This window comes from Staphylospora marina (genome assembly GCF_003856495.1).
Classification (GTDB): Bacteria; Bacillota; Bacilli; order Thermoactinomycetales; family Thermoactinomycetaceae; genus Staphylospora; species Staphylospora marina.
On the sequence record NZ_CP034118.1, the window covers coordinates 2,331,072 to 2,357,855 of the forward strand.

Annotated in this window: 25 protein-coding genes and 1 riboswitch; of the genes, 12 read left to right on the forward strand and 13 right to left on the reverse strand. The window is 58.7% G+C overall.

The annotated features are described in order from the left end of the window. Positions 1-43 precede the first annotated feature (43 nt). Positions 44-2,455 (forward strand): cell wall-binding repeat-containing protein, encoded by a 2,412-nt coding sequence (locus EG886_RS11550; RefSeq protein WP_124728275.1) that lies wholly within the window; start codon positions 44-46, stop codon positions 2,453-2,455. 173 nt (positions 2,456-2,628) lie between these two features. Here the strand turns inward: EG886_RS11550 and EG886_RS11555 are convergent, their stop codons facing one another. The 4 genes from EG886_RS11555 to EG886_RS11570 form a co-directional block, all read right to left on the reverse strand. Beyond that, a complete protein-coding gene (locus EG886_RS11555; protein ID WP_124728276.1) occupies positions 2,629-3,045 on the reverse strand; it encodes a hypothetical protein in 417 nt (138 codons plus the stop codon). 59 nt (positions 3,046-3,104) lie between these two features. After that, positions 3,105-3,884 (reverse strand): sporulation protein, encoded by a 780-nt coding sequence (locus EG886_RS11560; RefSeq protein WP_164491819.1) that lies wholly within the window; start codon positions 3,882-3,884, stop codon positions 3,105-3,107. Between the two features lie 161 nt (positions 3,885-4,045). Further along, positions 4,046-4,891, reverse strand: a complete 846-nt coding sequence (locus tag EG886_RS11565) for a methyltransferase domain-containing protein (RefSeq protein ID WP_164491820.1) — start codon at positions 4,889-4,891, stop codon at positions 4,046-4,048. A 216-nt stretch (positions 4,892-5,107) separates the two neighbouring features. Then, on the reverse strand, positions 5,108-5,509 hold the full coding sequence (locus EG886_RS11570) for a type II toxin-antitoxin system PemK/MazF family toxin (protein ID WP_124728279.1): 402 nt from the start codon (positions 5,507-5,509) through the stop codon (positions 5,108-5,110). A gap of 174 nt (positions 5,510-5,683) precedes the next feature. Here EG886_RS11570 and EG886_RS11575 point away from each other — a divergent pair, with 174 nt between their 5' ends. Further along, a complete protein-coding gene (locus EG886_RS11575) occupies positions 5,684-6,019 on the forward strand; it encodes a hypothetical protein (RefSeq protein ID WP_124728280.1) in 336 nt (111 codons plus the stop codon). A gap of 46 nt (positions 6,020-6,065) precedes the next feature. Here EG886_RS11575 and EG886_RS11580 read toward each other — a convergent pair whose 3' ends face one another. Together EG886_RS11580 and EG886_RS11585 are read right to left on the reverse strand one after the other, a co-directional pair. Next, positions 6,066-7,055: a hypothetical protein gene (locus tag EG886_RS11580; protein WP_124728281.1), complete on the reverse strand. Its 990-nt coding sequence runs from the start codon at positions 7,053-7,055 to the stop codon at positions 6,066-6,068. Positions 7,056-7,235: 180 nt separating this feature from the next. After that, positions 7,236-8,738: a carboxypeptidase M32 gene (locus EG886_RS11585; RefSeq protein WP_124728282.1), complete on the reverse strand. Its 1,503-nt coding sequence runs from the start codon at positions 8,736-8,738 to the stop codon at positions 7,236-7,238. 253 nt (positions 8,739-8,991) lie between these two features. On the opposite strand from EG886_RS11585, the gene EG886_RS11590 reads away from it, so the two are divergent. The 4 genes from EG886_RS11590 to ptsP all read left to right on the forward strand — a co-directional run bounded on the left by EG886_RS11590 (position 8,992) and on the right by ptsP (position 14,069). Then, complete coding sequence (locus EG886_RS11590) at positions 8,992-11,232, forward strand: sigma 54-interacting transcriptional regulator (protein WP_164491821.1); 2,241 nt, start codon at positions 8,992-8,994, stop codon at positions 11,230-11,232. Positions 11,233-11,425: 193 nt separating this feature from the next. Further along, on the forward strand, positions 11,426-11,743 hold the full coding sequence (locus tag EG886_RS11595; protein ID WP_241154452.1) for a PTS sugar transporter subunit IIB: 318 nt from the start codon (positions 11,426-11,428) through the stop codon (positions 11,741-11,743). A gap of 3 nt (positions 11,744-11,746) precedes the next feature. Next, positions 11,747-12,343, forward strand: coding sequence for an HPr family phosphocarrier protein (locus EG886_RS14135; protein ID WP_124728285.1), 597 nt, complete (start codon positions 11,747-11,749; stop codon positions 12,341-12,343). 13 nt (positions 12,344-12,356) lie between these two features. Beyond that, positions 12,357-14,069 (forward strand): phosphoenolpyruvate--protein phosphotransferase, encoded by a 1,713-nt coding sequence (gene ptsP / locus EG886_RS11605; protein WP_164491822.1) that lies wholly within the window; start codon positions 12,357-12,359, stop codon positions 14,067-14,069. An 84-nt stretch (positions 14,070-14,153) separates the two neighbouring features. Here ptsP and speD read toward each other — a convergent pair whose 3' ends face one another. After that, positions 14,154-14,561, reverse strand: coding sequence for an adenosylmethionine decarboxylase (gene speD, locus EG886_RS11610; protein WP_124728287.1), 408 nt, complete (start codon positions 14,559-14,561; stop codon positions 14,154-14,156). Between the two features lie 352 nt (positions 14,562-14,913). Here speD and EG886_RS11615 point away from each other — a divergent pair, with 352 nt between their 5' ends. From EG886_RS11615 to EG886_RS11625, 3 genes are all read left to right on the forward strand, one after another. Beyond that, positions 14,914-15,393 (forward strand): DinB family protein, encoded by a 480-nt coding sequence (locus EG886_RS11615; protein ID WP_124728288.1) that lies wholly within the window; start codon positions 14,914-14,916, stop codon positions 15,391-15,393. Between the two features lie 167 nt (positions 15,394-15,560). Continuing rightward, entirely contained in the window at positions 15,561-15,746 is a 186-nt protein-coding gene (locus tag EG886_RS11620; RefSeq protein WP_124728289.1) for a hypothetical protein, read from the forward strand. 163 nt (positions 15,747-15,909) lie between these two features. Further along, positions 15,910-16,260, forward strand: coding sequence for a L,D-transpeptidase (locus EG886_RS11625; RefSeq protein WP_420894147.1), 351 nt, complete (start codon positions 15,910-15,912; stop codon positions 16,258-16,260). A gap of 6 nt (positions 16,261-16,266) precedes the next feature. Here EG886_RS11625 and EG886_RS11630 read toward each other — a convergent pair whose 3' ends face one another. Together EG886_RS11630 and EG886_RS11635 are read right to left on the reverse strand one after the other, a co-directional pair. Next, the gene (locus EG886_RS11630) at positions 16,267-16,653 is read right to left on the reverse strand and encodes a hypothetical protein (protein WP_124728290.1); all 387 of its coding nucleotides are present in this window, start codon (positions 16,651-16,653) and stop codon (positions 16,267-16,269) included. Positions 16,654-16,673: 20 nt separating this feature from the next. After that, positions 16,674-17,603 carry an alkaline phosphatase family protein gene (locus EG886_RS11635; protein ID WP_124728291.1) on the reverse strand — a complete coding sequence of 310 codons (930 nt, stop codon included), beginning with the start codon at positions 17,601-17,603 and terminating at the stop codon, positions 16,674-16,676. A 152-nt stretch (positions 17,604-17,755) separates the two neighbouring features. On the opposite strand from EG886_RS11635, the gene EG886_RS11640 reads away from it, so the two are divergent. Next, positions 17,756-18,073: a DUF1811 family protein gene (locus tag EG886_RS11640; RefSeq protein WP_124728292.1), complete on the forward strand. Its 318-nt coding sequence runs from the start codon at positions 17,756-17,758 to the stop codon at positions 18,071-18,073. 138 nt (positions 18,074-18,211) lie between these two features. Beyond that, positions 18,212-18,376, forward strand: coding sequence for a hypothetical protein (locus EG886_RS13795; RefSeq protein ID WP_164491823.1), 165 nt, complete (start codon positions 18,212-18,214; stop codon positions 18,374-18,376). A 183-nt stretch (positions 18,377-18,559) separates the two neighbouring features. On the opposite strand, the gene EG886_RS11645 is transcribed toward EG886_RS13795, so the two are convergent. Continuing rightward, positions 18,560-19,507 carry a 4-hydroxy-3-methylbut-2-enyl diphosphate reductase gene (locus EG886_RS11645; protein WP_124728293.1) on the reverse strand — a complete coding sequence of 316 codons (948 nt, stop codon included), beginning with the start codon at positions 19,505-19,507 and terminating at the stop codon, positions 18,560-18,562. A 135-nt stretch (positions 19,508-19,642) separates the two neighbouring features. After that, positions 19,643-19,906 carry a hypothetical protein gene (locus EG886_RS11650; RefSeq protein ID WP_124728294.1) on the reverse strand — a complete coding sequence of 88 codons (264 nt, stop codon included), beginning with the start codon at positions 19,904-19,906 and terminating at the stop codon, positions 19,643-19,645. 897 nt (positions 19,907-20,803) lie between these two features. On the opposite strand from EG886_RS11650, the gene EG886_RS11655 reads away from it, so the two are divergent. After that, a complete protein-coding gene (locus EG886_RS11655) occupies positions 20,804-20,995 on the forward strand; it encodes a hypothetical protein (protein ID WP_124728295.1) in 192 nt (63 codons plus the stop codon). A gap of 231 nt (positions 20,996-21,226) precedes the next feature. Here EG886_RS11655 and EG886_RS11660 read toward each other — a convergent pair whose 3' ends face one another. Next, positions 21,227-23,029 carry a bifunctional homocysteine S-methyltransferase/methylenetetrahydrofolate reductase gene (locus EG886_RS11660; protein WP_241154454.1) on the reverse strand — a complete coding sequence of 601 codons (1,803 nt, stop codon included), beginning with the start codon at positions 23,027-23,029 and terminating at the stop codon, positions 21,227-21,229. 71 nt (positions 23,030-23,100) lie between these two features. Continuing rightward, positions 23,101-26,535, reverse strand: a complete 3,435-nt coding sequence (metH, locus tag EG886_RS11665) for a methionine synthase (protein ID WP_124728297.1) — start codon at positions 26,533-26,535, stop codon at positions 23,101-23,103. 80 nt (positions 26,536-26,615) lie between these two features. Further along, positions 26,616-26,732: riboswitch (SAM riboswitch) on the reverse strand. Between the last annotated feature and the right edge of the window lie 52 nt (positions 26,733-26,784).

Sequence of the window (26,784 nt, forward strand, 5' to 3'; positions counted from 1 at the left end):
GGGGATCGACATCGAGAGGAAACATCCGTCCCGAAGAGGGATCTTGAAGAAAGCGACGGTTCTTGCCACGTTGGGGGCGCTGGGGTTTTCCCTGCTTGCCCCGATGAAAGACACGCTGTCGGCCGATCCGGAACCTCGTGTGAAGCGACTGGACGGAGCCAACCGGTATGAAGTGTCGGCAAGGATCAGCCAGGAGCTGACGGCTCGCGGCTTCACCTCCGACACGGTGGTGCTTGCACGGGGAGACCTGTTCACCGACGCGCTGTCGGGCGGTCCGCTGGCAAGCCGGCTGAAAGCCCCGATGTTGCTGACGTCAACCGGTTCTCTTCCGGCGCCCATTGAGAGCGAAGTGACCCGCCGGAAACCGTCCCGGGCGATCATCTTGGGCGGAACGGGTTCCGTTTCCGAGGATGTGGCCGACCGCTTGAAGCAGCTGGGAGTCAGTCAGGTGGAACGGCTGGACGGTCCGAACCGATTCGCCGTTTCGGCGAAAGTGGCGGAAGAAGTGGTCGCCGGCAGCCATGCGGACACCGCGTTCATCGCCAGCGGTCTGGTCTTCCCGGATGCCCTGTCCGCATCCAGCCTGGCCGGACAGAACGGATGGCCGATCCTGCTGACGGGCCAGGACAAGCTTCCGGAAGAAGTGAAGACCTTCATCCAAACTCACCCGACCATCAAGAAATACGTGATCGTCGGGGGAACCGGCACGGTTTCCGATTCGGTGAAAAGCGAACTGATGGCGCTGGGCAAGACGGTGACCCGGATCGGAGGAGCCAACCGGTTCGAAGTGGGCGTCAATCTGGCTCGCACCTTCAACATGAGCCCGGAATCGCTGGTGTTTGCCCGGGGGGATGTGTTCGCTGACGCCTTGTCCGGGGGACCGCTCGCCGCGCTGACGCGTTCCCCGCTGATGCTGGTGATGCCCGGAAGCCTGCCTGCTCCCGTGGAATCCTATCTGAAAGAGTCTGCCGGCCGATTCCATGAAGGATACATTCTGGGGGGAACCGGTTCGGTACAGGTGGACATCGAGCGGAAGATTGTCAGCTTCGTCATGAAAGAGGAGCTTCGCGGCGTATGGGTGGACATGTTCCATGACGGGGCAAAGACCCCCCAACAGGTGGACAAGTTGCTCGCCGACGTGAAGAAAATGGGGGCCAACGCCATTTTCCTGCAAGTGCGGAGACGGGGAGATGCGTTCTACAACAACAGCCTGGAACCCCGGACGGAAGACCCTGCCTTGCCGGCCGGTTATGATCCGCTGCAGGATCTGATCACCAAGGCGCACGCTTCCAACCCGCGCATCCAGGTGCATGCCTGGTTTGCCACGATGCCGATCTGGAACAAAACGACTCCGCCCAAGAGCGTCAACCACATTTTCAATGCCCATGGCCCCTCCAAAACCGGACGTGACATGTGGCTAAGCCTGAATCATGCCGGGGAGAACGTTTCGGGATCGGAGTACGTGATCGACCCGGGTCATCCCGACGCGGTCAACCACACGGTCAACGTCGTCAAGCATGTGGCGCAAAACTATGCCGTGGACGGCATTCACCTGGATCTCATCCGTTACATGGAGACGGACTGGGGGTACAATCCCACCGCGGTGAGCCGTTTCAACAGCCAATACGGCCGCACCGGACTGCCGAATCCCCAGGATGAGGTCTGGAAAGCCTGGCGCCGGGAACAAGTGAACAACATGGTTCAAAAGATCTATGCCGCCGTCGTCTCGGTTCGTCCGAACGCAGTGGTCAGCGCCGCGACCATCAGCTGGGGCAACGGTCCGCGCACCATCGAGGAGTACAACGCTTCCCGCACCATGAACAGTGCCCTGCAGGACTGGAACCGCTGGCTGAAGGAGGGATGGATCGACGTTGCCATCCCGATGAACTATTTCCGCGAATACGACGCCGATCAGAAGGTTTGGTTCGAAAACTGGCTGAATTGGGAGAAGGATCATCAGTATGAGCGGAACATCTATCCGGGCGTCGGCATCTACATGAACAGCATTTCGGACGGCATCACCCAGATCCGGAAAGCACTCCGGCCTTCGCCGTCCGGCAACTTCGTGCAAGGGGTCGTGCTGTACAGCTATGCCGTCACGAACAAAGACGGAGTGGACAACCAAGTGTTCTATTCCGCGCTGACGACATCCAGCCCGTATGATTCCATCCAACCCCCGGTCTTTGCAACTCCGGCCGTACCGCCGACTCTGTCCTGGAAATCGGCGCCGACCGACGGACACCTGACCGGGAAATGGGTGCAAACAACCGGTGTGCCGGATCACCGGGAAATCAAGATCACAGGACCTGAAAACCGGACCGTCTTCACAGACGGCAGCGGCGAATTCACCGCTCTCAATCTGAAACCCGGCACCTACACGGTCCAGGCGGGCAGCGTTTCCAAAACGGTCACCGTGTCCGCCGGCAAAGTCTCAAACGTGCAGTTGTCAGAGTGAATCAAAAACCACCCGCATCCCTCCCGGGACGGGTGGTTTTTTGGTGACTCATGCCCGTTGGAATTCAACCGCTTCTCTTCTTCAAGCGGCATGTCACGAATTCTTTCGGCACACAAACTCCTTCAGCACGAAGTTCAGAATCACCACATGGACCATCAACTTGTACCACTTGTTCACAGCATGTCTTTCAAGTGGATTCCCTCCCCGGTACCGAAAGAACGGTAAAAATAGGAGGCCCCGCCGAGAAGCACCAAGAGCATGCAAACGTTCCGTACGGGATTCCGGATCTTGCGTTGATACCGGGTTCCGCGCAATTTTTCATCACAGCTCTCTCCCATTTTCCGGTCCCACACAATTCGGAACAATGTCAATAAGACCGAGTATCCAGCCACCGCTCTTGAAGAATGTTCCAACGGCAGCAAAAACCCTCCGACCACGAAGACAACAGCCCCTGCCAACGTCATCCACATTTCCACTTTCAGGAGCACCCACGCCCGTTCAAACTCATCCCCAAAAACTTCCCGCAGCTCCTGCTTGATCGCATCCATCCCGATTTCCTCTCTTTCTCTTTCTTTTTCACTTTCTTCCATCAAAAAACCCGCCCGGGTGTTTCCGGAACGGGATGTCCTGTCTGCTTGAATAGAGCCGTTTACCAGCCGGCGATCAGTCCTTCGGAGTTGCGACGGATGAACTCGCGGATGGTTTCCGCCGCTTTTTGCGGGCTTTCCAGCTCGGCGGGACCAAAACTGAACGATCCTTTCCTCTCGTCGAGATCCAGTTCGTCGGCAATCATGCCGAGCAGGCCACGGGTTTGCTTGTCCAGTTCAAAGTAACCGCTGATGCGGTGTTCGGTATGACGGGGCTGGTACATGAAGACGATTTCGTCATATTCCCCGCGGAATTCCCGGGTCGCATGAAACTGGATGATCTGCCATCCGCCGTCGCGTTGCCCGGTGTATCCTTCGCCCAGATGGGTCATTCCGAGAAGTTTGAATCCTTCGAGGAGATTGAAGAGAAGTCCGCTCGGGATCACAGCCACCGCATCAATGTCCTTGGCATCCAGTCCCTGCTGGATGTCCAGTTCGGTCTGGAAGTAATATCGGGTGTTCAGTGAAGAAACCGGAAGGTATTTCGGACAGGTGAACGAAAACGGGAATTCCTTGCTTTCCCCGGGAGAAACGATGAACGACTCCCGAAATACGGGAACCGTGGCCACCGTTTCATTCACGGGAAGAGTATGATCCCCTTTCTTGTACTTGGACGAGAGGCGCAGATGGACGTTCAGACCATCCACCTTTTGCTCCACTTCTCCGCCCTTGAGAATGATTTTTCCGGTGACTTCTTCACCCATGACGATATGATGCTTGTCCAGAATCAGGTCAATTTTCGCCGCTCCGATCCCCAGGGAAGCGAGAAACCGTTTCAGCAAAGCCCCCAGTCCTTTCATTACGTGAGATTCATTCACAATGTTACCACAATCGGGTCGGGGTGAAACAAACATCAAGAACATTCCCTTGGTTGCGATCCCGCCGACCCGATTCCCTTTCCGCACCCCCGTCCCGTCCCCGCGACACCACGGGTCGTTTCCGTTCAGACGGGAGGAGCCGTCACTTCCCGCAGATGTTCCCTTCCCGCTTTTCTTCCGTACACCTGCAACAGGTGACAAGTGGCATACACCTGGTTGCGTCGCCGATACCGGAGGTTGTACCTGCGCATCACTTCGGTGACCACGATCCGATCCAGGCCGAAAGGAAGCGGCCGGACAAATTCGCTTTCGCCCATGCCGTGGATGGTCTCAAGAAGCGACCGGCAATCCGGAAACTCCAGCAGGTGCCAACATTCCCTGCTTCCCGTCTTTGTCAGTCCGCATCTGCGAACCACTTCTTCCCATTCCCCGGTGGAGCGATACAATGCCGGTTCCGGCCGATGAATCCCGTGTTCCGCTTCCACCTGTTTCACCACGTCCCGCAGTTCCGTGACGGTATCGATGCCGAACGCGGAACAGATGATCCACCCTTTCGGAGCCAGCCAATCGGTCCACTTCCGGATGGCCGCTTCGGGATCCGACAACCAGTGCAGCAATCCGGTGGACACGATGAGATCAAAGGGTCCGTACTCACCGAGATCATCGATTTCGGCATCCGCCTCCAAGAACCGGACCCGGTGGGAGGGTTCCACCTTCTCCTTGGCCACGGACAGCATCCCTCCGGAAAAATCGACGGCCACGACCCGCGTTTCCGGAAAACGGTCCAGAAACAATTGGGTCAGGTATCCGGTTGCGCAACCGAGCTCGAGAATCGTCGCGGGACGAAGGTTCATTTCCTGCAGGGTGTCCATCATCCGATGTGCCATCTTCCTCGGCACGACAGCCACTCCATCATAGGTGGCCGCCACCCGGTCAGCCTTGCGTTTCAGTCGGTTTTTGTCGAACTTCACGGCCACCCCTCCTTTTCCGCGAAAAGAAATGTCGATGCACACCCACACAATTTGTTTTGTCTTTGGATACCCGGCCGTCAAAATCCTTCCTTCCGGACAGGAACCGACGCAGAGTCGGACGAATTTTGCCGTTTTCGACAAATTCGGGCTTCGTAAAGCAAAAAAACGGAAATCGGACCGGATGTCCGGTCCGATTTCCGTGTATATCAACACCGGTCAATGACGTGTAACCGCTTCCGCCGGTTCCTGCGTCCGGCCGCTCAATCCCAGACCCGTCAGCAGCAGTCGGGTGATGTCGGCCATGACCACGTCGCCGATCCGGCCGAGGTGCTTTTCCAGACGGTTTTTCGGAACACTGGCGATCACCAGTCCGGAAGCTTTCCGGTCGGTGTCCAGCCATTCGGCATGCTCGCTTCTGATGATCACCCGTTCCGTGTCGGCCCCGGCGATCTTTTCTTCCACCGGGAACAGCGGGACCACCGTGACCAAGTCGCACGCCGGGAACGGGGAACGGACACACACCGCTGGCAGGGTCCGACGGTTTCCGGTCACTTCCAGTTCTCCTTCGAACCTAACCAGAAAGACATCCCCACGGCGGAGATTCAACTGATTTCTCATCCGCTGTCAATCCTCCGTGTGAAAAATATCTGCTCAGGATTGCGTGATACAAATTCCTTTCCGTGTTTCGAAAATCCTGCCCTTCGGGGAAGTTTTTGCGAAAGCCGGGCAAGGGATGGATATCCGTGGTTGATCTGGGAATGGTAATGCAAAAAGTGCGGGGTGATGAAAAGGATGAAAGCATGGATTCAGATGATGGCCGTTCTGATCCTCTTGTTCGGCGGCGGGGAGCAGCCCGCGTCGGCCATGACACCCTCGGCACACGGTGCCGTGGTCTCCTTCCAGGCGGAACAAGTCCCGTCCGACGACGGACGCACGGAGGGACAACAGCCCGCCAAACCGAGCGGAAACCGGCTCGGGCAAAACGTGCCGGACTTGACCCGGATCAACATGTCGGCGGCCGACAACAACGACGGTGAACCGCTTCAACTTCTGCTCATGGGACTGGCAGCGGCGGCGATCCTGCTCTTTCTCGCCCTGTGGAACCGCTCCAGGGAAGGAGCGAAGTGAACAAGGAAACCCATCCCTTGCACATCCTGCGGGATGGGTTTTTGCGTCAGCGGATATGATCCATGATGATTCGGTGCACTTCGCGGGAGGTTTTGACGGATTTCACTTTTTTGTTGTCGACGTAAACATCCAGCCACAGTTCAGCATCTTCCTCCCTGCGACCGACCACTTCGATGACGACATGTTCGTTGTCGTAAATGCCCCATTTCCAGTCATGCTCAAAGAATTCGAAGGGATACACTTCCCAGTTTCCGACCGGCTTGTTATTGACCATTTTGATGTACGGTGCGTCCTGATCGCCGGTGGCCTCGAAATATCCCTTGTTGACTTCCACCCAACCCTTGTCGGTCTTTTCCCAACGTTTGTGATAATACTTGCCGTCAATGACTTCCAGCCCGTACAGTTCGTCTTCGGTGAAAAAGTCGGCCGGGAAGCAGCGGTATTTGCCGGTTTGCGGATCCTTGATGAGTTTGGCCGGCTCTCCTTCCGCCTTCCCTTTGCGACGGATGCGATCCAGTTCGGCCCGCTCGCAAGCTTGTTCCAGCGCTTTCAGGACGAAATCGGTCCGCTTCATCTTCGTTTCCCGAAGCGCTTCTTCCAAGCGTTGCGAAAGTTCGGGCGGAAGCGGAGCCACCAGGTATTTCTCCGGATTGGAACGCCAGCGCTCCATCCAGGCATCCTCTTCCCAATTTTCTTCGAGGTCCAGCTTGGCCCCCGATGAGGAAGAGGAGGAAGAAGAAGAGGAAGAAACGGAGCTCCATTTGTTGTCAAAAGGATTGGAAAGATCATCGTTGCTCAATTTTTCCAACACATTCGGGTTGTATTCCGGTTGCGGGGAAGTGGAATAGTCGTGCTGTGAATAGGTTCCGGACGTTGAAGAATCCGTGCCGTAATACGGAACAGTGTTCTGGGAACCGAGATCATCCCATTCTTCCACCTGCAAGTTTTCCACGGTGTACTCGGCATCAATTTCGGTACGTTGACCGAAGTCAATGCTTTCAACCGTTCCGGCATAACTGTTCTTCTTGTTGCCCATTCCCGTTCCACCCTTTCTGTCCCGTTTGAAAACAAACGCATCTCAAATAAATCTCTTTTCAATTGAATAATAACAGCTTTTCCCCTTGGAAAATAGAGAAAAGATGCCTCAGAATGTAGGCATCTTTTTGAAACCCTGATATTGGAATCTTTTTGTGTCATCGCAATGCTGACGGTCCGTTCAGGAGATCAGTTCGCGATATTTGGAGGTCAGGTAGTTGATGTAAGGCTCAATCGTCAAATCGCTTCCGGTGGCGCGGCGAATGATTTCTTCCGCCGTGTACTTGCTGCCGTGACGGTACACGCGGTCTTTCAGCCACTCATGCAGGAGGGAAACGTCTCCTTGCCGGATCCGCTCCGGAATGTCCGGGTGATCTTTGACGGCGGCGTCGAAAAACTGGACGCTCATGATGTTGCCCAGCGTGTATCCCTGGAACATGCCGCCGATGTAATCGGCATACCAGTGGATGTCCTGCAGCACCCCGTTTTTGTCGTCCGGCGGCAACGTGCCGAGGTCGGAACGGTACCGCTCCCGCCACGCCTCCGGCAGGTCCCGGACGGAGAGCTTGCCTTCCAGCAGCTCCAGCTCCAGATCAAAGCGGATGATCACATGCAGGTTGTAGGTCAGCTCATCGGCGTCGGTGCGGATGAGTGAACGCTCCACCCGGTTGATGGCCCGGTAAAACTCATCCAGGGTGACATTCCCCAGCTGGGACGGGAACGTCTCTTGGAGCTTCGGATAATAATGGGTCCAAAATGCCCGGCTGCGCCCCACCACGTTTTCCCACAGGCGGGACTGACTTTCGTGGACGCCGCTGGAGGTGCCGTCGGAAAGCGGGGTTCCTTCGTAAGCAGGATCGATGCCGAGTTCATACAAGGCGTGTCCCGTTTCATGAATGGTGCTGAACAGCGCCTCGCTCAGATCGTGTTCTTTGGCGCGAGTGGTGATGCGCACGTCATTGTGGGCGAACTTGATCATAAAAGGATGCGGCGAAAGATCCAGCCGGCCCCGGTTGAAATCGTATCCCAGTTCCTTGATCAGGAAGCGGCAGAACTCCAGCTGCTTGTCCACGGGGAAGGATTGCAGCAGGCACGCGTTGCTGAGCGCGGGACGGGAAGTCACTTCCTCCACCAGCGGCACCAGGCGATCCCGCAACTGCCCGAACAGACGGCGGATGGTCTCCGTCTTCATGCCGTAATCGGAGCGATCGATGTGCGGGTCTGCCACGTGCTTCGCTTCCGGGAAGAACGACGAATATTCCCGGCTGAATTCCAGGGTTTTCTCCAGATACGGCGCCACTTTGGAAAAGTCGTCGCTTTCTCTCGCTTCCACCCACGCCTGATGCGTCTTGGCCGAATGGGCGTAAAATCTGGATACGAAGTCAGCCGGCACCCGGACCGCTTTTTCGTATTCGCGACGGGTCAGGCGAATCAGCGCGGCGTCGTCATCATCCGGCGACGCGCTTTGTTCCGCTTCCCGCAACTCTTCCAGAAGACGGCCAAGTGCGGGATCTGTCAGCTTTTCGTGCGCGAGCCGGCCCAATGTGGCCATTTGCTGACCGCGGGCTTCCGCTCCCGCGGGCGGCATGTATGTATTCTGATCCCAACTCAGGATGGAGACGGCGGAATGCAGGTCTTGGATCTCCCGAAGGCGCGCCCTGAGCTCTTCCATTTTCTTTTCCATCGGTTCCGGACCTCCCTGGCAGTTGCCCTGATGGTATTGACTTTCTCTTCCCTTGATTCAGTCTGTCCGGCGCTTTTCCCTGCCCGGCTTGAACGTGTGGCGAAAAGGCCGGCGGAAAAAAGCGCCGATTCATCCCTATTCTACTCCAATTGCATTCCCGTGCGGAACATTTTGCCGCGGAGTCCATTCGACAACAGTGTGCAAAGTGTGTATGATGAAGGACAAGAAGGTTGATGCAGCGGAGGATGAGTTCATGAACAGACAAACGGACCGTGTTCTGGCGGAGCTGTACAGCTTGTGGGAACGTCATGCGGACGGCGTCGATGCGCGAATGCTCGCCGCCCGGCTGCGCCTGGACCGTTCGACCGTCAGCCGTTATCTCAATGAATTGGTGCGAAGCGGCGCGGCCCGGAAAATGCCGGGACGTCCCGTCCGATATGTGCCCGGCGGAGGCGTTCCACCCTCTTTCGGGAAACCGGCTCCGGCGGATGACGGACTGACTCCGACCGATCGCCGGCTGCTGAATGAGGCGATGGCCGCTCTTTTGTATCCGCCGAACGGCCTGCCCATCCTGTTGACGGGAGAAACCGGCTCCGGCAAGAGCTGGCTCGCCCAATTGATGACCGAACGGGCCGCATCCTCCGGAAGATTGTCGGCATCCGCACCGTTCGTTCCGTTCAATTGCGCGGAATATGCGCACAATCCTGAGCTGCTGCTTTCCCAGCTGTTCGGGGTGAAAAAAGGTGCGTTCACCGGAGCGGATGCGGACCGACCGGGTCTGGTCGAACGAGCTTCGGGAGGGGTCCTGTTTCTCGATGAAGTGCACCGGCTCCCTCCCGCCGGTCAGGAGATGTTGTTCACGCTCATCGACCGCGGCACATACCGACGTCTGGGAGAGACGGAAAACATCCACCACGCCGCCGTCCGGCTGGTGGCCGCAACGACCGAACCGCCGGAGCGGGCGCTCATTCCCACGCTTCTCCGGCGCTTTTCCACGGTGCTGAAGGTACCTGCTCTCCGGGAACGCCCCGCGGAGGAACGGTTCCTTCTCCTCGGGATGATTCTGGAGGAAGAAGCGCGCAAGATGGGAAAACCGTTGGAACTGGACGAGTCCTGCCGCGTTTTGCTGCTCCGGTATGATTGTCCGGGCAATATCGGGCAGCTGAAGGGAGATGTGCGCATCGCCTGCGCCCGGGCGTTTCTCCGCAGTCTGAACGAAGGACGGACGGGCGTCCGGATCCGGATGGAGGACCTGCCCGCCCACGTGACGGGCTTCGGCCGGGTGACGGAAACCGCCCTTCCATCCCGGGCACCCGACCGTCCATCCGCACGGAAGGCCGAGGCGGCCGGACCGGATCCGGAATGTTTTTACGCCAAGCTGGCCTCCCGCCGGGAAGAGCTGATGCGTGCGGGCGTGGAAGAACACACCGTGATCCGGGAACTGGAAAAGATGGCGGATCGCTACGTCCGGGAATTGATTTTCGCCGTCACGGGCGATGAGGCGAAAGCGGTGTTCCCCGATGCCGGACTCCTCCAAGTGCTGCGCGACGCCGCGGACCGGCTGGATCCGCCCTTTTCAGGGATGTTGGACGAAGAGCGGCTGACCGCACTGACCTTGCATCTGCAGGCGTTTTTGGAAAAGTGGCGCACGCAACCGAAACCTTCCACTCCCGTCCCGCTTCGCCCGGATCCGCGGGCCCGCGGGCAAGCCCAAAAACTGGCCGATCATCTGCTCAGAGAACGGAACATCCGGCTGCCTGATGAAGAAATCGACCTGATCTCTTATTTCTTCGCGTCGCCGACGAACGACTCTTCCGCCAAACCGCGGACCATCGCGGTGGTCTGTCTGACAGGGGAAGGAGCCGCCCGCTCCGTGGCGGAATGGCTGAAAACCCGGCTGCCCGCGGAAGACTCGGACGTGACGGTCCGATCGGTGCCCGTCCCCCCGTCATCCTCCGCCGCCGTTGAACTGGAAAAACTGGCGGGCGAAACCCGGCTGGTGGCGGTGACCGGCACCGTGAATCCGGACCGCTCCCCCGCTCCTTTTCTCCCGGTTTGGGAATTGTACGGGGCCCGGGGGATGGAAAAACTGCATGCGCTACTGTCCGCCACCCGGCAACCCTCCGGGTCGGAACGCGAACCCGAGCCGGAAGCCATCCCCGATCTTCTGCTGCAGGGGCTGCGGGAAACGGTGGTCCACTTCAATCCCGACGCCTGGGTCTCTCTGCTGAAACCGCACATGGAAGAATTCCGACGGGCATACGAATGGGATCCCGGACGGGAAGCAGGCGTGTGGATGCATCTCGCCATTTTCACCGACCGCCTGCTGGATGACCGCCTTCGCGGAAACACGGAACCGGACTCCGCCGATCCTTCTTCCGGTTCCTCCCATCCGCTCTGGTCCGGCCTTTTGGACCGGCTGGAACGCCGATTCGCCGTCCGGTATCCCCCCGGCAGCGCGGAAGAACTTCACCGGCTGTCCGAAAGCCGCTGAGCCTTTGTGCAAAGTCCGTTGCACACTTTTTTCGGGGATGCTTCTCCCTTTTGCAACCCCCTTGTTTTTCAAGGGGTTTTCGGTCTGGCATGATCCTTGCATCTCACCTTGCCGGAATGTGATCGACGAGGATGGGTTCGCCGGAAAATCGGGACGACTCAGATGAAGGAGGGCAAAACAGGCCTTGAATGATGTGATTCGGGTATTGGTTTTGTGCAGCCAGGGTCTCAGTTCGAACATATTGGTCCGCCGCTTGTCGGAAGCGGCCCGGGAACGGGGAATTTCCCTGGAAGCCCGGGCACGATCCGTCTGGAACCGGGAGGAATGGTCGCCGGCAGACGTGATCTTGCTGGAGCCGCAAGTGGCCCATCTCCGGAGCAAACTGACTCCTTACGCAGAGAGGACCGGGGCGGTGTTGGACAGGGTGGAAACCACCGCGTTTCTCACCATGGACGGTCACCGGGTGCTGAACGGGATCCTCCGACTCCTGACGGAACGGAACGGAGACTGAGACGTGGACGAGCTGGAAAAATGGACGCTGGAAGTCCTGCTCCACACCGGGGACGCCAGGAGATTGGCCCATGAAGCCCTGGATCTGGCGGACGCCGGAGATTTTTCGGCATCGGAAAAACTCCTGGCAGAAGCCAACCGGAAACTGGCACAGGCTCACTCCCGTCACACGGACCTGTTGCACCGGTCGCCTTCCCCCACCCTGCTCATGACCCATGCCCTTGACCAGCTGATGGCTGCACAGACGGAACTGTCCCTCATCCGTCGTCTTGTCGATCGAGCCCAAACGATCCGCAATCTGGCGGAACGCCTCGTCAAACTGGAAGCGAAAGGAGCATCCCTCATGGCAGAAAAACAAGTGACCATTCAGAACGAAAGCGGACTGCATGCCCGTCCGGCCGCGATCATGGTGCGTGAAGCGGGTTCTTTCACCTCCGACATCAAACTGGTGAAAAACGGCAAGGAAGTGGATGCGAAAAGCCTGCTCGGCGTGATGTCCCTGGCGGCCAAAAAGGGAGATGTCATCACCGTGAAAGCGGAAGGCCCGGATGCCGAAGAAGCCGTGAACACATTGGCAGCCTTCCTCGAAGGTCTGGTCTGAGGAGGGAGAAGTGTTGACCCGATTGCTGCAAGGTGTGGGCGCCGCTTCCGGAACCGGCATCGGCAAGGCGGTATGGTGGAGGAAAGAAACTCCAGAAGTGACGGACTCCCCGGCTTCGGACGTGGACCGGGAGATCCTGTCCCTGGAACAGGCCATTGAAAAAGCACGCGAACAAATCCGGCGGCTGCGGGAAGTTGCCGCCGAACGGATGGGTGAAGAGGAAGCCGCCGTGTTCGACGCCCATCTCGCCTTCCTGGATGATCCCGCCTATACGGGGGAAATGAAGTCCAGGATCCGGTCGGAGAAGAAAAATGCGGCATATGTCTGCCACACCGTCACGGACGAGATGGCCGGACTGTTGGCTTCGCTGGATGACGAATACATGCGGGCCAGAGCGGACGACATCCGCGATGTCGGGGGACGGCTGCTGCTTCTTCTTTCGGGCAAAGAGCCGTTTGACCCGTCGACGATCCCCGACGGCAGCGTCGTGGTGGCCGATGAACTGACGCCGTCCGACACGGCCCGGTTCCCCGAAGGAATCACCGGCATGGTGACGGCGAAAGGCAGCCGAACCGCGCATGCGGCCATCATGGCGAGAACCTTGGGGATTCCCGCCGTGCTCGGATTGGGCGAGTCCATCGACGAAATCCGGGACGGCGACACGCTGGTGCTGGACGGCGACAAGGGAACCGTTCTCATCAACCCCCCGGCCGAAGAAGTGGAACAGGCGAAGGAACAAATCCGTCTGCAAAAACTTCGTCGGGAACAGGCCCTCAAAGCCGCCGAAGAGGACGCTTTCACCGCCGACGGAAAACGAATCCACGTGCTGGCGAACATCGGAAGCCTGCAAGACCTCGGCCCCTCCGAAGCCAACCACGCGGAAGGAGTGGGACTGCTCCGGACCGAGTTTCTGTACCTGGAGAGCAGCCGCTGGCCCTCCGAAGAAGAGCAAACGCGCGCCTATGAACGGGTGCTGAACGCGTTCGGCGATCGTCCGGTGATCATTCGGACGCTGGACATCGGCGGAGACAAGGATCTTCCGTATCACGCCATGCCGCGGGAAGAAAATCCGTTCCTGGGACACCGGGCCATCCGCTTCTGTCTCTCCCGTCCGGACATCTTCAAAACCCAGCTCAGGGCCTTGCTGCGCGCGGCTTCCCACGGAAACCTGTGGATCATGTTCCCCATGGTGCAAAGCCTCGCGGAAATTCGAGCGGCCAAAGCCCTGCTGGAAGAATGCCGCACGGAGCTGGAACAGGAAGGCGTGGCCGTTCCGAATAAGATTCCCGTGGGCATCATGATCGAAGTGCCCGCCGCGGCCGTGATCGCCGATTTGCTCGCCAAGGAAGTCGATTTCATGAGCATCGGCACCAATGACCTGACCCAGTACACCCTGGCGGCCGACCGCGGCAACGAACAGGTGGCCGATCTGTACGATGCGGCCCATCCGGCCGTTCTCCGGCTGGTGCACATGACTTGCCGGGCCGGTGCGCAGGCCGGCATTCCCGTGGGCATGTGCGGGGAACTCGCCGGCGATCCCGAAATGACCCCGCTGCTGGTGGGCCTGGGACTGGACGAGCTCTCGATGAGCCCCTCTTCCATTCCCGAAGTGAAAGCGCGGGTCCGCGCGGTGGACTTCAAAAAAGCCGCCCTGCTCGCCGAAAAGGCACTTGAATTGGAATCGGCCGACGAAGTTCGTCGTCTCGTTCGCCGATTCACTCCGTGACAACATAAAGGGACCTGAAGCCGATCGCTTCAGGTCCCTGTTCGTTTCATGATTCATGGGTTCCGTGCATCCCGCAGCCAGCCATCAAACATTCACTTCCGTCTTCAGGCCGACGGTTTCCGGTTGGATGACCTCAATGGGTCCGGTGCCACGTTGCAGCTTTTTGGAGAACGCCTGGGTGGGCTTCAGCACATTGAGCATGTACTCAATGGCGATCGCCGGATCAACGGTGTGACCGCATGTATAGCAGTCCAGGGCGGCAAATCCCTTTTCGGGATAGGTGTGAATCGTGAGATGGCTTTCAGAGAGCATGACCAGCACGGTCGCTCCTTGCGGCTGGAATTTGTGTGCCTGCACGGACAAAACCGTCGCTCCGCACGCCTTGGCCGCTTCAACCAGATGGTGTTCAAGAAATTTCACATCGTTGAGCAGATCAAAATCGACACCCCATGCATCCATGGCCACATGTCTTCCGAAGGTGGAGAATTCCATCCTTTCGGCCCCCTTCCTAGCAAAAAGTTGGTGTGAGCCAAATTCCGCTAGGATCTGCTTGTTCACCACGGGGGAAGGTTAGTCCGGTGAGGTCCCAACCCTTTAAGTGAATCCTGGATCCTACAAGCTCAATGTCACAATGATTACCATAGCACACTCCCTGTTATCCTGCAATAGTTATTTTTACCGAAAACGAAACGTCACGGTTCGGAGAAAAGCCTGATTTTCCGAGCCTGTTCCACGCGATTTCGCCGGCCGTTCACGTCCTGGAAAACAGGAAAGGAGAAAATCATTCATTCATCGAAAATAGAATGGATGTTCCCATTTTTCAAGGAAAGGACGGTCAGCAACCATGAGTGAATCCACCCGTGAATTGCTGTTTCATGAACTGGAATTGCTCATCCGGACCTCGGGAAAACTGCTTTCGATGATCCGCCCGGAACATTGGGAGCAAAAGCCCCATGATGCCCTGCGGCCGATCGGCGAACTGGCCAATCATCTGGCGCAGATCCCGGCCGTGGATCTGGCGATCCTCCGCGAAGCGGACGAAATCACCGTTCGCCGACTGGAAGCGGATCTGACCCGACAGTCCGGCGAGGAACTGGTCAAGGTGATGAACGAAGGATGGGCGGCGCTCAAAGACTACATGTCCTCCCTGACGGAGGAGGAGTTTTTCACGAAAAAGACCAAGGCGTTTTACAAAGAAGAAGGCACTTGTCAGGCCACGTGGCTGACGGAAATCATCACCCATCTGGCCCACCACCGCGCCCAGCTGTTTGACGCTTTGAAGCAGTTCGGGTACGGGGTCAACATGTTTGATTTATACGCCTGAATCCGCCTTCCATGAGTATCTTGGCCCCGGTCCGGGTACAATGAGAAATGGATGCCAAATCCCGAACCGCCTTTCCTGCGAGACGGGTCCGCCGCTTCAGGATCGGACCCGTCTCACACCATGGCTGTTCACGTCCTGCCGATCTTCATCCCAAGGAGGGATTCACCTTGCAACTGTCCCCGCATGAGCGCAGCATCATCATCCGGGCTCTCACCAAGGTGCTTGAAACGGAACCCCCTTACGCACGGGCGGACGAATACAAAAAAGTGCTGGATCGTCTGATTGAGGAGCATGAACGGGACACCGACCGCCTCTTTGATGATTTCGCAAGAAGCGAAGATCTCGGTGACTGATTTCTTCGCGTTTGATGAATGCATCCAGGAATGGAATGAACACCGACACGACACACACCCAAGCCCCCGTGAACGGGGGCTTGGGTGTGTGTCTGCCGGAGCCATTGCCCGGCACCGCCCCCTCCCTTTTTCCGTATGGTGAAGAAAAAAGGAGGGGTTGATCTTGTACAGCATCGTCATCAATCGTGCCCGGTTCCGACTCACCCTGTACCGGGACGGAAAGCCCGTCCGGTCGTGGCCGGTGGCCGTCGGCCGCTTGGGCCGGGAGACACCGACCGGAACCTACCGGATCATCAACAAGGTTCCGTACCCGTATTCCCGACCGGGAGGACGGATCACCGCGTACGGAACGATGTGGTTGGGACTGTCCCGTCCGGGCTACGGCATCCACGGAACCAACAATCCCGCTTCCATCGGCCGGCGCGTGTCCCGCGGCTGCATCCGCATGCACAACCGTGACGTGGAAGAGCTGGCGCGGTTGGTTCCGATCGGCACCCCGGTCACCATCGTGTGACACCCGTCACCAGCCGGCCCGGGGATGACGCCTCAGGCGGACATCACGAAAGAGCAGGCACGGTCTGAGATCCCTCGATCCTTCCAGCTCCTGTGACGTGATCAGCACCGAAAACGGTCGGTCCGCCTTGGGGTCCCTGAGCAGCAATCCGGCATGCTCCCGGGGAAACGCCACAGCGTAGTCCGATTCGTTTTGCATCCGGAAACAAAAGAGATACGCGTCATTTTCACGGTCATACATCCAGACATGCCGGTCTTTTTCCACGGATTGACGCACCTGGTACTGCCATTCGGGAACCGACAGGATCAGCACCGGCTTGCCGGACAGCGTCGCCCACTGCCCTTCTTCGGGCACGGCCGCTCCGCGGATTCGCGGAATGTATCGCATCGTCATGGTCCAGACACATCCTTTGCTCAATCGCCCGATTTGCTTCGTTCCACCAACCGGTGCAACAAAGGAGCGATGCACATCAAATCCCAATGTTCCTCTTCTTCCGGGCGGACGGCATCCACATCCCCGATGATCAGGGTGGGAACGGGGTTCTCCGTGTGAACCGGAATCCGGAGATCTTCACTGTTCCCGTGGTCGCTCACACACACAATCGTGTCCCCGGGAGAAAGAAGCCGGTCCAGCTCTCCGAGGAACCGGTCGTAATCGCCGACGACCCGGGAAACCAGTTCCGGATCCCGCTTGTGCCCTGCCCGGTCGGTGAGGAAATACTCATGCACCACCAGGTCCGCATCCCGTCCGAGCCCCAGGAGATGGCGTGCCGCCTCTTCCGGTTCGATGGCGGGAACGTCCGGCAAATGGGTCCGGAGCCACCACCGGGTCAAATCATGATACACGGCATTTCCCGCAAGCAAGTCTTCCAACATGCGCACCGGTTCCTTGATGGACAGGATCGCCGCCGTCGTCACCGAAATCCAGCCGCGCCGGGTGGCCGGACGGTCGAAGTATTCGGGCGTGTAGCTGTTGGCAAACGTGCCCCGCCATCCCCGCTCCCGAAACTGACGGTAGATGTTGTGCTCCGTCACCCACTCGCGCAGCCGGCGGAACGGCAATCCGCTCATGTGCCCGCCCACTTCCCGGGGAGCGTTTTTGCCCGTGAAGATGGCGGCCTGTCCGGTGGCGCTTTGCGGGACTCCCGGAACTCCCAGATGGGCGTCGGTGGAAAGCAATTTCACGCGGTCGGTCCGATAACCGGCCGATCCCCGGCACAGGGGCCGATCGCCCAGAATGCGGCGAATGTTCGGCGGATCCAGGACAAACCAGGGATTGTATTCCGCCTCGTCCCCCAAACCGACTCCGTCGACAAACAACAGAAATACCGTGATCCTCCACACCCCCCGCCGAAGGACAACCCTCTCTTCATTGTATCAGACAACCGGCGAAACTTTCGCCCGCAAGCCGATTCTCCCCTTTGCCTCCCCTTTTCCTTCCGGGCGGTGTACAATGGAAACAGCCGAAAAGCGGAGATACAAAGGAGCGAGAAACCATGACGCTTTACAGCCAACTCACCCCCCGCCAGTTGCAGGCGGAAATCGCCCGACTGGAACGGGAGGAACGGGAAGCGGAGCAAGAGGGGCTTCCCTCCAAAGCCGCCGTCGCCCGCCAGAAGAAAAACATGGCCCGCTCGTACCTGATGGATCCGGCCACGATCCGGACCGGAACCTGGTACCGGCTCGAAGACGAGGACTCCCGCTTTTTCGTGGAACGGGTGCTCGGGGTCATGGCCTGGGGAACCCGGGAAGGGTCCCGCGTGGAAGAAGCCGTGCCCATCGCCGTGCTGAAAGAGGAAGAGTCCCGAGCTTGACGCCGTGATTCGACCGGTTTGTCCGCCATTCATCGGCCCTCCCGGAAAAGCGGGAAAAAAAGGGCCGATTTTTTCGTGGATTCGAATATCATTCATTTCATTTGAACATACTGCACATCAGGAGGTGCCATAGAAACCGTGTATTACGTGGTAAGAGATTCGGAAAAGCTCCCGCCGTCCATCATCAGCGAAGACAACTATTTTCAGTGGTACAATCCGATGAAAAAGGACCATCGGGTGGAGTTTCGCGGAACGATGAACCAGTGTTGGGATTTCATGAATTCACGTTACCCCGACCGGTGAATGTTTTTCGGGAGCAAATTGACGGAATTGACACGCAAATGAACGGAAGAAAAATCCGGGGAGAACCCCGGGAGACGGTTGAAAAAATTGTTTGCCGGAAGCATTCCCCGCGGGGGAAAAAGCAATCGCGGGGAACCGCACCGGCATCACCTTGTCATCCGGGATGGTTCCCGGTTTTTTTGTTCAGGCCCGTTTTTTCCGGACCGGCGGGAGAATTCTGTTCGGATCGATGGTTCGTTTGATTTCCCACGTGGAGGGATCTTGGTCGTCAAACTGCTCGAGGAATGCGATCACTTCCCGGGTGATCGGGGTGGGCGTGGATGCCCCGGCAGTGACGGCCACTTTCTTTTTGCCTTTCAGCCAATCGATTTGAATCTCGGTCACATCGGCCACCCGGTACGCCTCCACTCCGGCGATCTCCTCGGCCACCTGCGCCAGGCGGTTGGAGTTGTTGCTGCGGGGATCGCCGACGACGATGACCAGATCGCATCCTTTGGCCTGCTCGGCCACGGCTTCCTGCCGCTCCTGGGTGGCCAGGCAGATCTCGTTGTGAATCTCCACGGTCGGGAATTTTTCCCGCACCTTGTTCATCAGATGGGCGGTGTCCCACTGGCTCATCGTGGTCTGGTTGGTCACCAGCAGTTTGTCCGTATCAAAATGAAGCTTTCCGATGTCTTCTTCCTTTTCGATCAGGTGCACCCGTCCCGGTGCCACGCCCATGGCTCCTTCCGGTTCCGGATGTCCTTTCTTTCCGATGTAAATCACTTCATATCCTTCCGCCACTTTCTCCCGGATCAGATCATGCGTGCGGGTGACGTCGGGGCAAGTGGCATCCACGATCGTCAATCCCTTTTCACGGGCTTTGCGGCGCACTTCGGGAGAAACCCCGTGTGCGGTGAAGATCACCGTTCCCTCATCGATCCGATCCAGGAGCTCCAGGCGATTTTCCCCGTCCAGCGTGATGATTCCTTCTTTCTTGAACGCCTCGACGACATGACTGTTGTGAACGATCATTCCGAGAATATGGATCGGTCGCGGCAGATCCAGGTTTTTGGCGGCCTGTCTGGCCAGCACCATGGCATCCACCACACCGTAACAATATCCGCGCGGAGTGATTTTGACGACTTCCATCTCTTTCCCTCCCGCCCCCGAACACCGAATCTTTTCGGGGCTTCGTCCATCCCATTATACTCCACCGCATGAAGGCCGTCCAACCAAACGCCCGAAACTTGGGCATGTTTCTCCGGTACACCCGCCTCCGCCCGTTCATACAATGGAGTGTGACATCAAGACCAAAGGAAGTGAAAGCATGGAGAGAAGAATGCCGCAACAACCTGCGATGCCGCAGGAACCGCCGAAACCCGCACCTCCGGCGGCACCGATGCCACCGCACAAACACATGCCCGCTCCGCCGCCCATGCCCATGCCGCCGAAAAAGCACATGCCGGCTCCGCCACCGCCGCCCATGCCGCCGAAAAAGCATATGCCGGCTCCGCAACCGATGCCGCCCATGCCGCAAAGGCCGGCCATGATGCCGTGTCTTCCGTGCGACCCGCATGTCCTGAAGCACATGTATCACCACATGAAGATCTGCCACCGGTATGAGATGGCCATGCTCAGATGGTACATGCGCTGGTGCGCCAGACATCATCACAGGATGTACAGACGGCCCGGGCCGCCGTGCGGCTGCAGAGAGTCGTCCCGTGGCTGGGAGTCCTCCTGCCGGGGAGGCTGGAGAAGACCGAGGCATTCCCACGAGTCTCACTGCCGCGAGTCCTCCTCCCGTCGCGGTTGGATGGGAAGCTCCAGCGGCCACATGTACTGAACCGACCGGGTGAACCCTTCACCCGGCGTTTTTTTCCGCAACGACCCGATACGCAGGGTTTCCGAACGGAGACCGCCACTTGCCTGCTCCTCCGCCGGGGAGGGCTTTTGTTTTTTCAAAAACAAAACCCCGCCGTCACAGCGAGGCACCGACCATGCATGATCAATTGGCCTTGTTTTTGATCCGTTCACGGATGTAAAGCGTGGCAAGGACAAACGAAATCAGCATGAAAAAGATCAACAACCAATGCGAATCCAGAAATTCTTCGTTCAACAAACCCGGTTCCCCCTCCCGAACCACAGATGCTGGTCATGGATGCTGGTTTCTTCTCTCCCCTACTATAACTGATTCATTCCGGAAGAGGAGTCCATACAAACAGAAATTCAACCAATTTTCAAAGAATAACCGACCGGAATTCCGGGAACATATCGAATGCGGGCACGTCAACAAGCATTCCGATGCTGCCGGGCTTTTCCCCTCCGACGCCCGTGGAAGGGTCGAAAACGTGTCAGGATTTGAGATGTTTTTTCCTGTTTTGTCGAAAAGCAGGAAAAAGATTGCAGCCTTGTCAAATCTCCAATCACCAAGAGGAGGGGAAGTGGATGGTGCCGTTCGCGGATCTTCCCGCTGCTTGTCATCTGTTCAAGCTCGGTTACAAACATCGGGTGCTTCGTCGTCAAATCCGGCCGGTCCTGGTCGGTGCCTTGGACAATCTGACATTCAGTCCCCTCAGACCCCGGAAAGGGAAACGCCCATCTTTCCCGATCCGAAGCGATTCGCGACCCGCTTCCTGACGTGTCGTTTGTCCTGCTCACCGGAAAATTTTCGATAACGTGACACAAACGGATCCTTTCTTTCGAATACTATGAGTAGCAGGCTGAATGACTCCCTCAGAGGCTCCCGGAAACGAGCGGAAATCGTTTCCATATGAGTGGTTTTGGTTTTGGTTTGTTTCAATTCATACAATGAGCCCCCGTCCGCAAACGGGGGCCCTTTTTTTTCGTCTGATGACCTGACCGAAGCCGTCATGCCCGCATCGCTTTCCGCATCCGGTCCTTTTCCCGGATTTCGCGAATCAGCTCTTCCGTCATCCACCACCAGGAAAACGGGGTGATCAGATAGATGCCCGAAAAACATTCCATGGCATCCTTCAGCAGTTCCTTCGCCACGGCCAACCCTTCCCTGCGTCCCTCTTCCTTGTTCCGGCATGCCTGGAGCCGCTTCAGCACCGCTTCCGGAATGCGGATCCCCGGGACTTCGTGATGGAGGAACAGGGCGTTTCGGTGTCCGGTGAGCGGCATGATTCCGATGAACACCGGAACGCCGAGATGACCGGTGGCATCCCGGATTTCGCGGATCAGCGCGGGATCGTACACCGGTTGGGTCATGATGAAATCGGCGCCCGCCTCCACCTTCTTCTCCAACCGTCGCACCGCCGCTTCCAACCGGCGGACATGCGGATTGAATGCCGCTCCCACGATGAACCTCGCCTTCTCTTTGAGCTCTCTCCCCGAAAACGAAATGCCGTTGTTCAACTGCTTCACCATGCGGATCAATTCGAACGAACTGACATCGTACACCGAGGAGGCACCGGGCAAATCTCCCATCCGTGCCGGATCCCCCGTGACCACCAGGATCTGGTCGATGCCCAGCGCATGCAGCCCCATCAGATGAGATTGCTGGCCGAGCAGGTTCCGATCCCGGCAAGTGACATGAACCAGCGGATCCATGTCGTATTTTTGCCGCAGGATCGCCGCCAGCGCCATGTTGCTCATCCGGGCGACCGCCAGGGAATTGTCCGACATGGTGATGGCGTCCGCCCCCGCTTCGGAGAGTTTTTGGGCTCCCTTGAGAAAACCGGAGATGTCCAAATCCCTGGGAGGACTCCATTCACAGATCACGGTTCTTCCCGTTTTCACTTTTTCGGTGATGGGAGGACGTTTCCGGCGCCGCTCCTCCGGCGGAGTGACGCGGACGGGCGTCCGGGGCTGCCCGGGAGGATTGATCCGCTTCACCGGCCGCCTTCCCCGAACCGCTTCCGCCAGACAGCGGATGTGCTCCGGCGTCGTGCCGCAACAGCCGCCCATCAGCCGCACTCCCTGCCGGATGAGGCTGTCGGCGATCTTTCCGAAGTATTCGGGCTCCGCGTCGTACCGAACCTCCCCGTCGTGAATGCCGAGCCGACCGGCATTGGGATACACACTGATCACGACATCTTCCGGAATGACGGTCTGCTCCAGCGCCCGGAGAGTTTCCACGGGCCCCAGGCGGCAATTGATGCCGACCCCGTCCGCTCCGGCCTCCGCCAATACGCGGAACGCCTCGGAGAGCGGAGCGGCATCGCGGGTCATGCCCACCTCCAGCATGGAAAACTGGGCGATCACGGGAAGATCGGTCAAGGAGCGGATCGCTTTCAGCGCCACCATCATTTCCTTCACGTCGAGAAACGTTTCCAGCAGGATCCCGTCCACCCCGGCATGCAACAACGCCGTCGCCTGCTCCTCGTACATCCCCCGGTACGCGTCCTCGTCAAACACCGCCAATCTTCCGGCCAAAATCGACCCCACCGTTCCAAGCACCCACGCCTCGTCTCCGGCGGCATCCCTCGCGATCTTCACCGCTTCCCGGTGAATGGCCGTCACCTTGCTTTCCAGCCCGAACCGGGTGAGCCTCTCCCGGTTGGCCCCGTACGTGTGGGTCTGGATGACCCGCGCCCCCGCTTCCAGATAAGCCCGATGAACGGAACGGATCCACAGGGGATTCGTCAGAACGAGCTCTTCCGTACACTGTCCGATCGGAATCCCCTGTCGGTACAGCCAAGTGGCCATGGCTCCGTCTCCCACCAGCAGACCGGTGGAGAGTGCCTCCTTCAGTCCCTGACGGTTCACGTCTGTCCCCCTCACTTCACACTGAAATATCGAGCATCGGGATGTGCGAACACCATGGCTGTCACGGACGCTTCCGGATCCATCATGCACTCCTCGGTCAGGCGGATGCCGATCTCTTCGGGCCGGAGCAGCCGGAACAGCTTGCGCTGATCCTCCAGATCCGGGCAGGCCGGATACCCGAAAGAAACGCGGATCCCCTGATACCTGGCGGCAAACCGCTCTTTCATCGTCATCGTCACCGGATCGGGGAAACCCCAACGGTCGCGCATCATCTCGTGAACGTGCTCGGCCAAGCCTTCCGCCAACTCCAACGCCAACGCTTGCAGCAGGTGCGATTCGAGGTAGTTGCCTTCCTTCTTCCACCGTTCGGCCAGCTCCCGCACCCCGGCGCCGGCCGTGACCGCCATGAGTCCGATCCAGTCGGTCTCCCCGGACTCCGCCGGACGGACGAAATCGGCCAGACACAGGTGCGGCGGGCTCGGCTGACGGGGAAATTCAAACCGCTCCAGCACCCGCTGCGGATTCCCGGGATCGCACACACAAAGCACGTCCCCTTCCGAACGGGCCGGGAAAAAGCGATACTTCGCCGCCGGCCGCAGCCATCCGTTTTCTCCCGCCCGCTTCAGAAGATCCGTCGCGCGTTCCAGCCATTTCACGGCTTTCGGGTCGTTGGCGGCCAGCAATTCCTCCACGTTTCCCTTCAAGCCCAAATGGCGGCCGAGGAGCATCTGCCGGTTGACGTACGGCCAGATCCGGGACACCGGCACATTCCGGAACACGTGCGGCTTTGCATCCGGCGGGACGAACACGGGAGCGGACCGGTTCACGCCGCCGCGACCGGGCTTCGCGGCAACCGTTGCCTGCTTCACCTCCCGCAGCTCCGGGCGAGCCCCCGTACGGGCCAGAAACGTTTCCCGTTGGTTCGGATCAGTCAATCGGTTGGCCAATTCCAGTCCGTGCATCGCGTCCTTTGCATACAGAACCGCCCCTTCATATTCCGGCGCGATGTGCGTTTCAACAAACTTGCGGGACAAGGCCGCCCCGCCGACCAGAAGCGGCAGGCGAATCCCCGCATCCTTCAGGTCTTTGGCGGTCACCGCCATTTGCCGGGCCGACTTGACCAGCAACCCGGACAGTCCGATGATGTCCGGTCGGTTTTCGTTCACGGCCCGGATCAGCGTCTCCGGCGGCACCTTGATCCCCAGATCGATCACTTCATATCCGTTGTTGGAAAGAATGATCTCCACCAGATTCTTGCCGATGTCATGAACGTCTCCCTTTACCGTGGCCAGGAGGACCTTCGCCTTGGCGCGGACATCCGCTTTTTCCATGAAAGGCTCCAGGAACCGGACCGCCGCTTTCATCACTTCGGCGCTTTCCAGCACTTCCGCCACGATCAGGCGGTTCTCGTTGAACAGGCGCCCCACTTCGTCCATCCCCTTCATCAGAGGCCCGTTGATGATTTCCAGCGGCGTGTATTTCTCCAGCGCCAGCTTCAAATCATCCGTCAGTCCTTCCTTCGTTCCCTCCACCACGGCACGGGCCAGCCGTTCTTCGAGGGGCAATTGCCGGGCCTGTTCTTTCCGGGGAACGTCTTGCCTGTCGCGGAAATGGGCGACAAATCCGGCCAGCAACCGGTCGTATACCTCCCGGTCGGTGGCAAACAGCAACTTCTCCGCCAATTTCCTCTCTTCTTCCGGGATGGAAGCGTAACGCTGCAGCTTCTCGGTGTTCACGATGGCATAATCCAGTCCGGCCCGGGTGCATTCATACAAAAACACCGCATTGAGCACCTCGCGGCCGGCAGGAGGAAGACCGAAAGATACATTGGAAATGCCGGCAATCGTCGCCGCTTTCGGGAACGCTTTACGGATCAGGCGGATGCCCTCCACCGTCTCCAGGGCCGCACCGATGTATTGGCCGTCTCCGGTCCCCGCCGGAAAGACCAGGGGATCAAACAGGATGTCTTCTTCCGGAATGCCGCATTCCTCCACCAGAATCCGCCGGATGCGTCCGGCCACTTCCAGCTTCCGCTCCCGCGACACGGCCATTCCCCGTTCGTCAATCGTGCCGGCCACCAACGCCGCCCCGTAGATCCGCGCCAATCCGGCTGCCGCGCGAAGTTTCTCTTCGCCTTCTTCGAGATTGACCGAATTGATCACCGCTTTGCCCTGGACATGTTTCAGCGCCGCCTCCAGCACGTCCGGATCGGTGGTGTCGATCATCACGGGAGCCTTGATCTTCCGAAGCACCACCGGAAGAAAGCGATCCATGTCCTCCCGTTCGTCCCGTTCGGGGTCGGCAAGGCACACATCGATGATCTGCGCGCCTCCCTTCACTTGCTTGCGCGCGATCTCCGCGGCCTCATCCCAGTTCCCCTCGCGGATCAATCGGCGGAACTTGCGCGAACCGACCACGTTGGTCCGCTCCCCCACCAGGATGGGCCGGGATTCCGGCTCCAGCCACACCGCTTCCAGCCCGGACACTCCCGGCAAATGGGAAGGCGCAGGCTTCCTCGGAGGTTTCTCGCGAAGCGCTTCCGCGATCGCCCGGATGTGTTTCGGCGTGGTGCCGCAGCAGCCTCCCGCCAGATTGAGCCATCCCCGGTCGGCGAAATCGGTCAGCTTGCGCGCCAATCCTTGCGGCGTCTCCTGATACCGGCCGTGTTCGTCCGGCAAACCCGCATTGGGATAACAGGAAACCGCGCACGATGCCAGCCCTGACAACGTCCGGATATGATCCTTCATGAACTCCGGGCCGGTAGCGCAATTGAGCCCCACGGCAACCGGGTTCAGATGGCGGATCGACAGCCAGAAAGCTTCCACATTCTGCCCTCCGAGCATCGTTCCCATCGGCTCGATCGTTCCGGAGATCATGATGGGCAGTTCCCGTCCGGTCCGGGCAAACGCCTCACGGATCCCCACGGATGCGGCTTTCAGGTTGAGCGTGTCCTGCGCCGTCTCCAGGAGAAGCAGATCCACGCCTCCTTCGATCAGCCCCAAAGCCTGCCGCCGATACCCCTCCGCCAGCTCGTCGAACGAAATGCCTCCCGTCACCGAAAGCGTGCGGGTTGTCGGCCCCATGGAGCCGGCCACATACCGCGGCCACTCTTCCGTCGACAAACGGTCGCGAACCTCAACGGCCAGACGGGCCGCCGCGCGGTTGATCTCCTCCGTCAGGTCCTCCGCCCCGTACTCCGCCAGCACCACCGGCGTCGCCCCGAAGGTGTTGGTTTCGACCACATCGGCCCCCGCCAGGAAATACGCTTCGTGAATCTCCGAAACCACATCGGGACGCGTCAGATTGAGCATCTCGTTGCATCCTTCCAGCCGCTCGCCTCCGAAGTCTTCGGCGGTCAAACGGTATTCCTGCAGCATGGTGCCCATCGCGCCGTCGAGAATGAGGATTTTCTCTTTCAAACGCCCGGCAAACGATTGTTTCGCCATGCCCCATCCCTCCTTTTTGCCCATTGAAAAACGCCCTCCATCTCCGAAAGATGAAGGGCGTTTGCCGCCGTGAACCCAGGCTCTCATCTTTCAGAGAGAATCGCTTCTCCCTGCAGGAATTGGCACCACGTCGACGGTGTGCGTCGACAGGTTGCCGGGCTTCATCGGGCCAGTCCCTCCGCCACTCTTGATAAGAGGTTCCTGTTTATTTTTGCCAAACTGTTGTAAACAGTTTATCAAAACCATTCT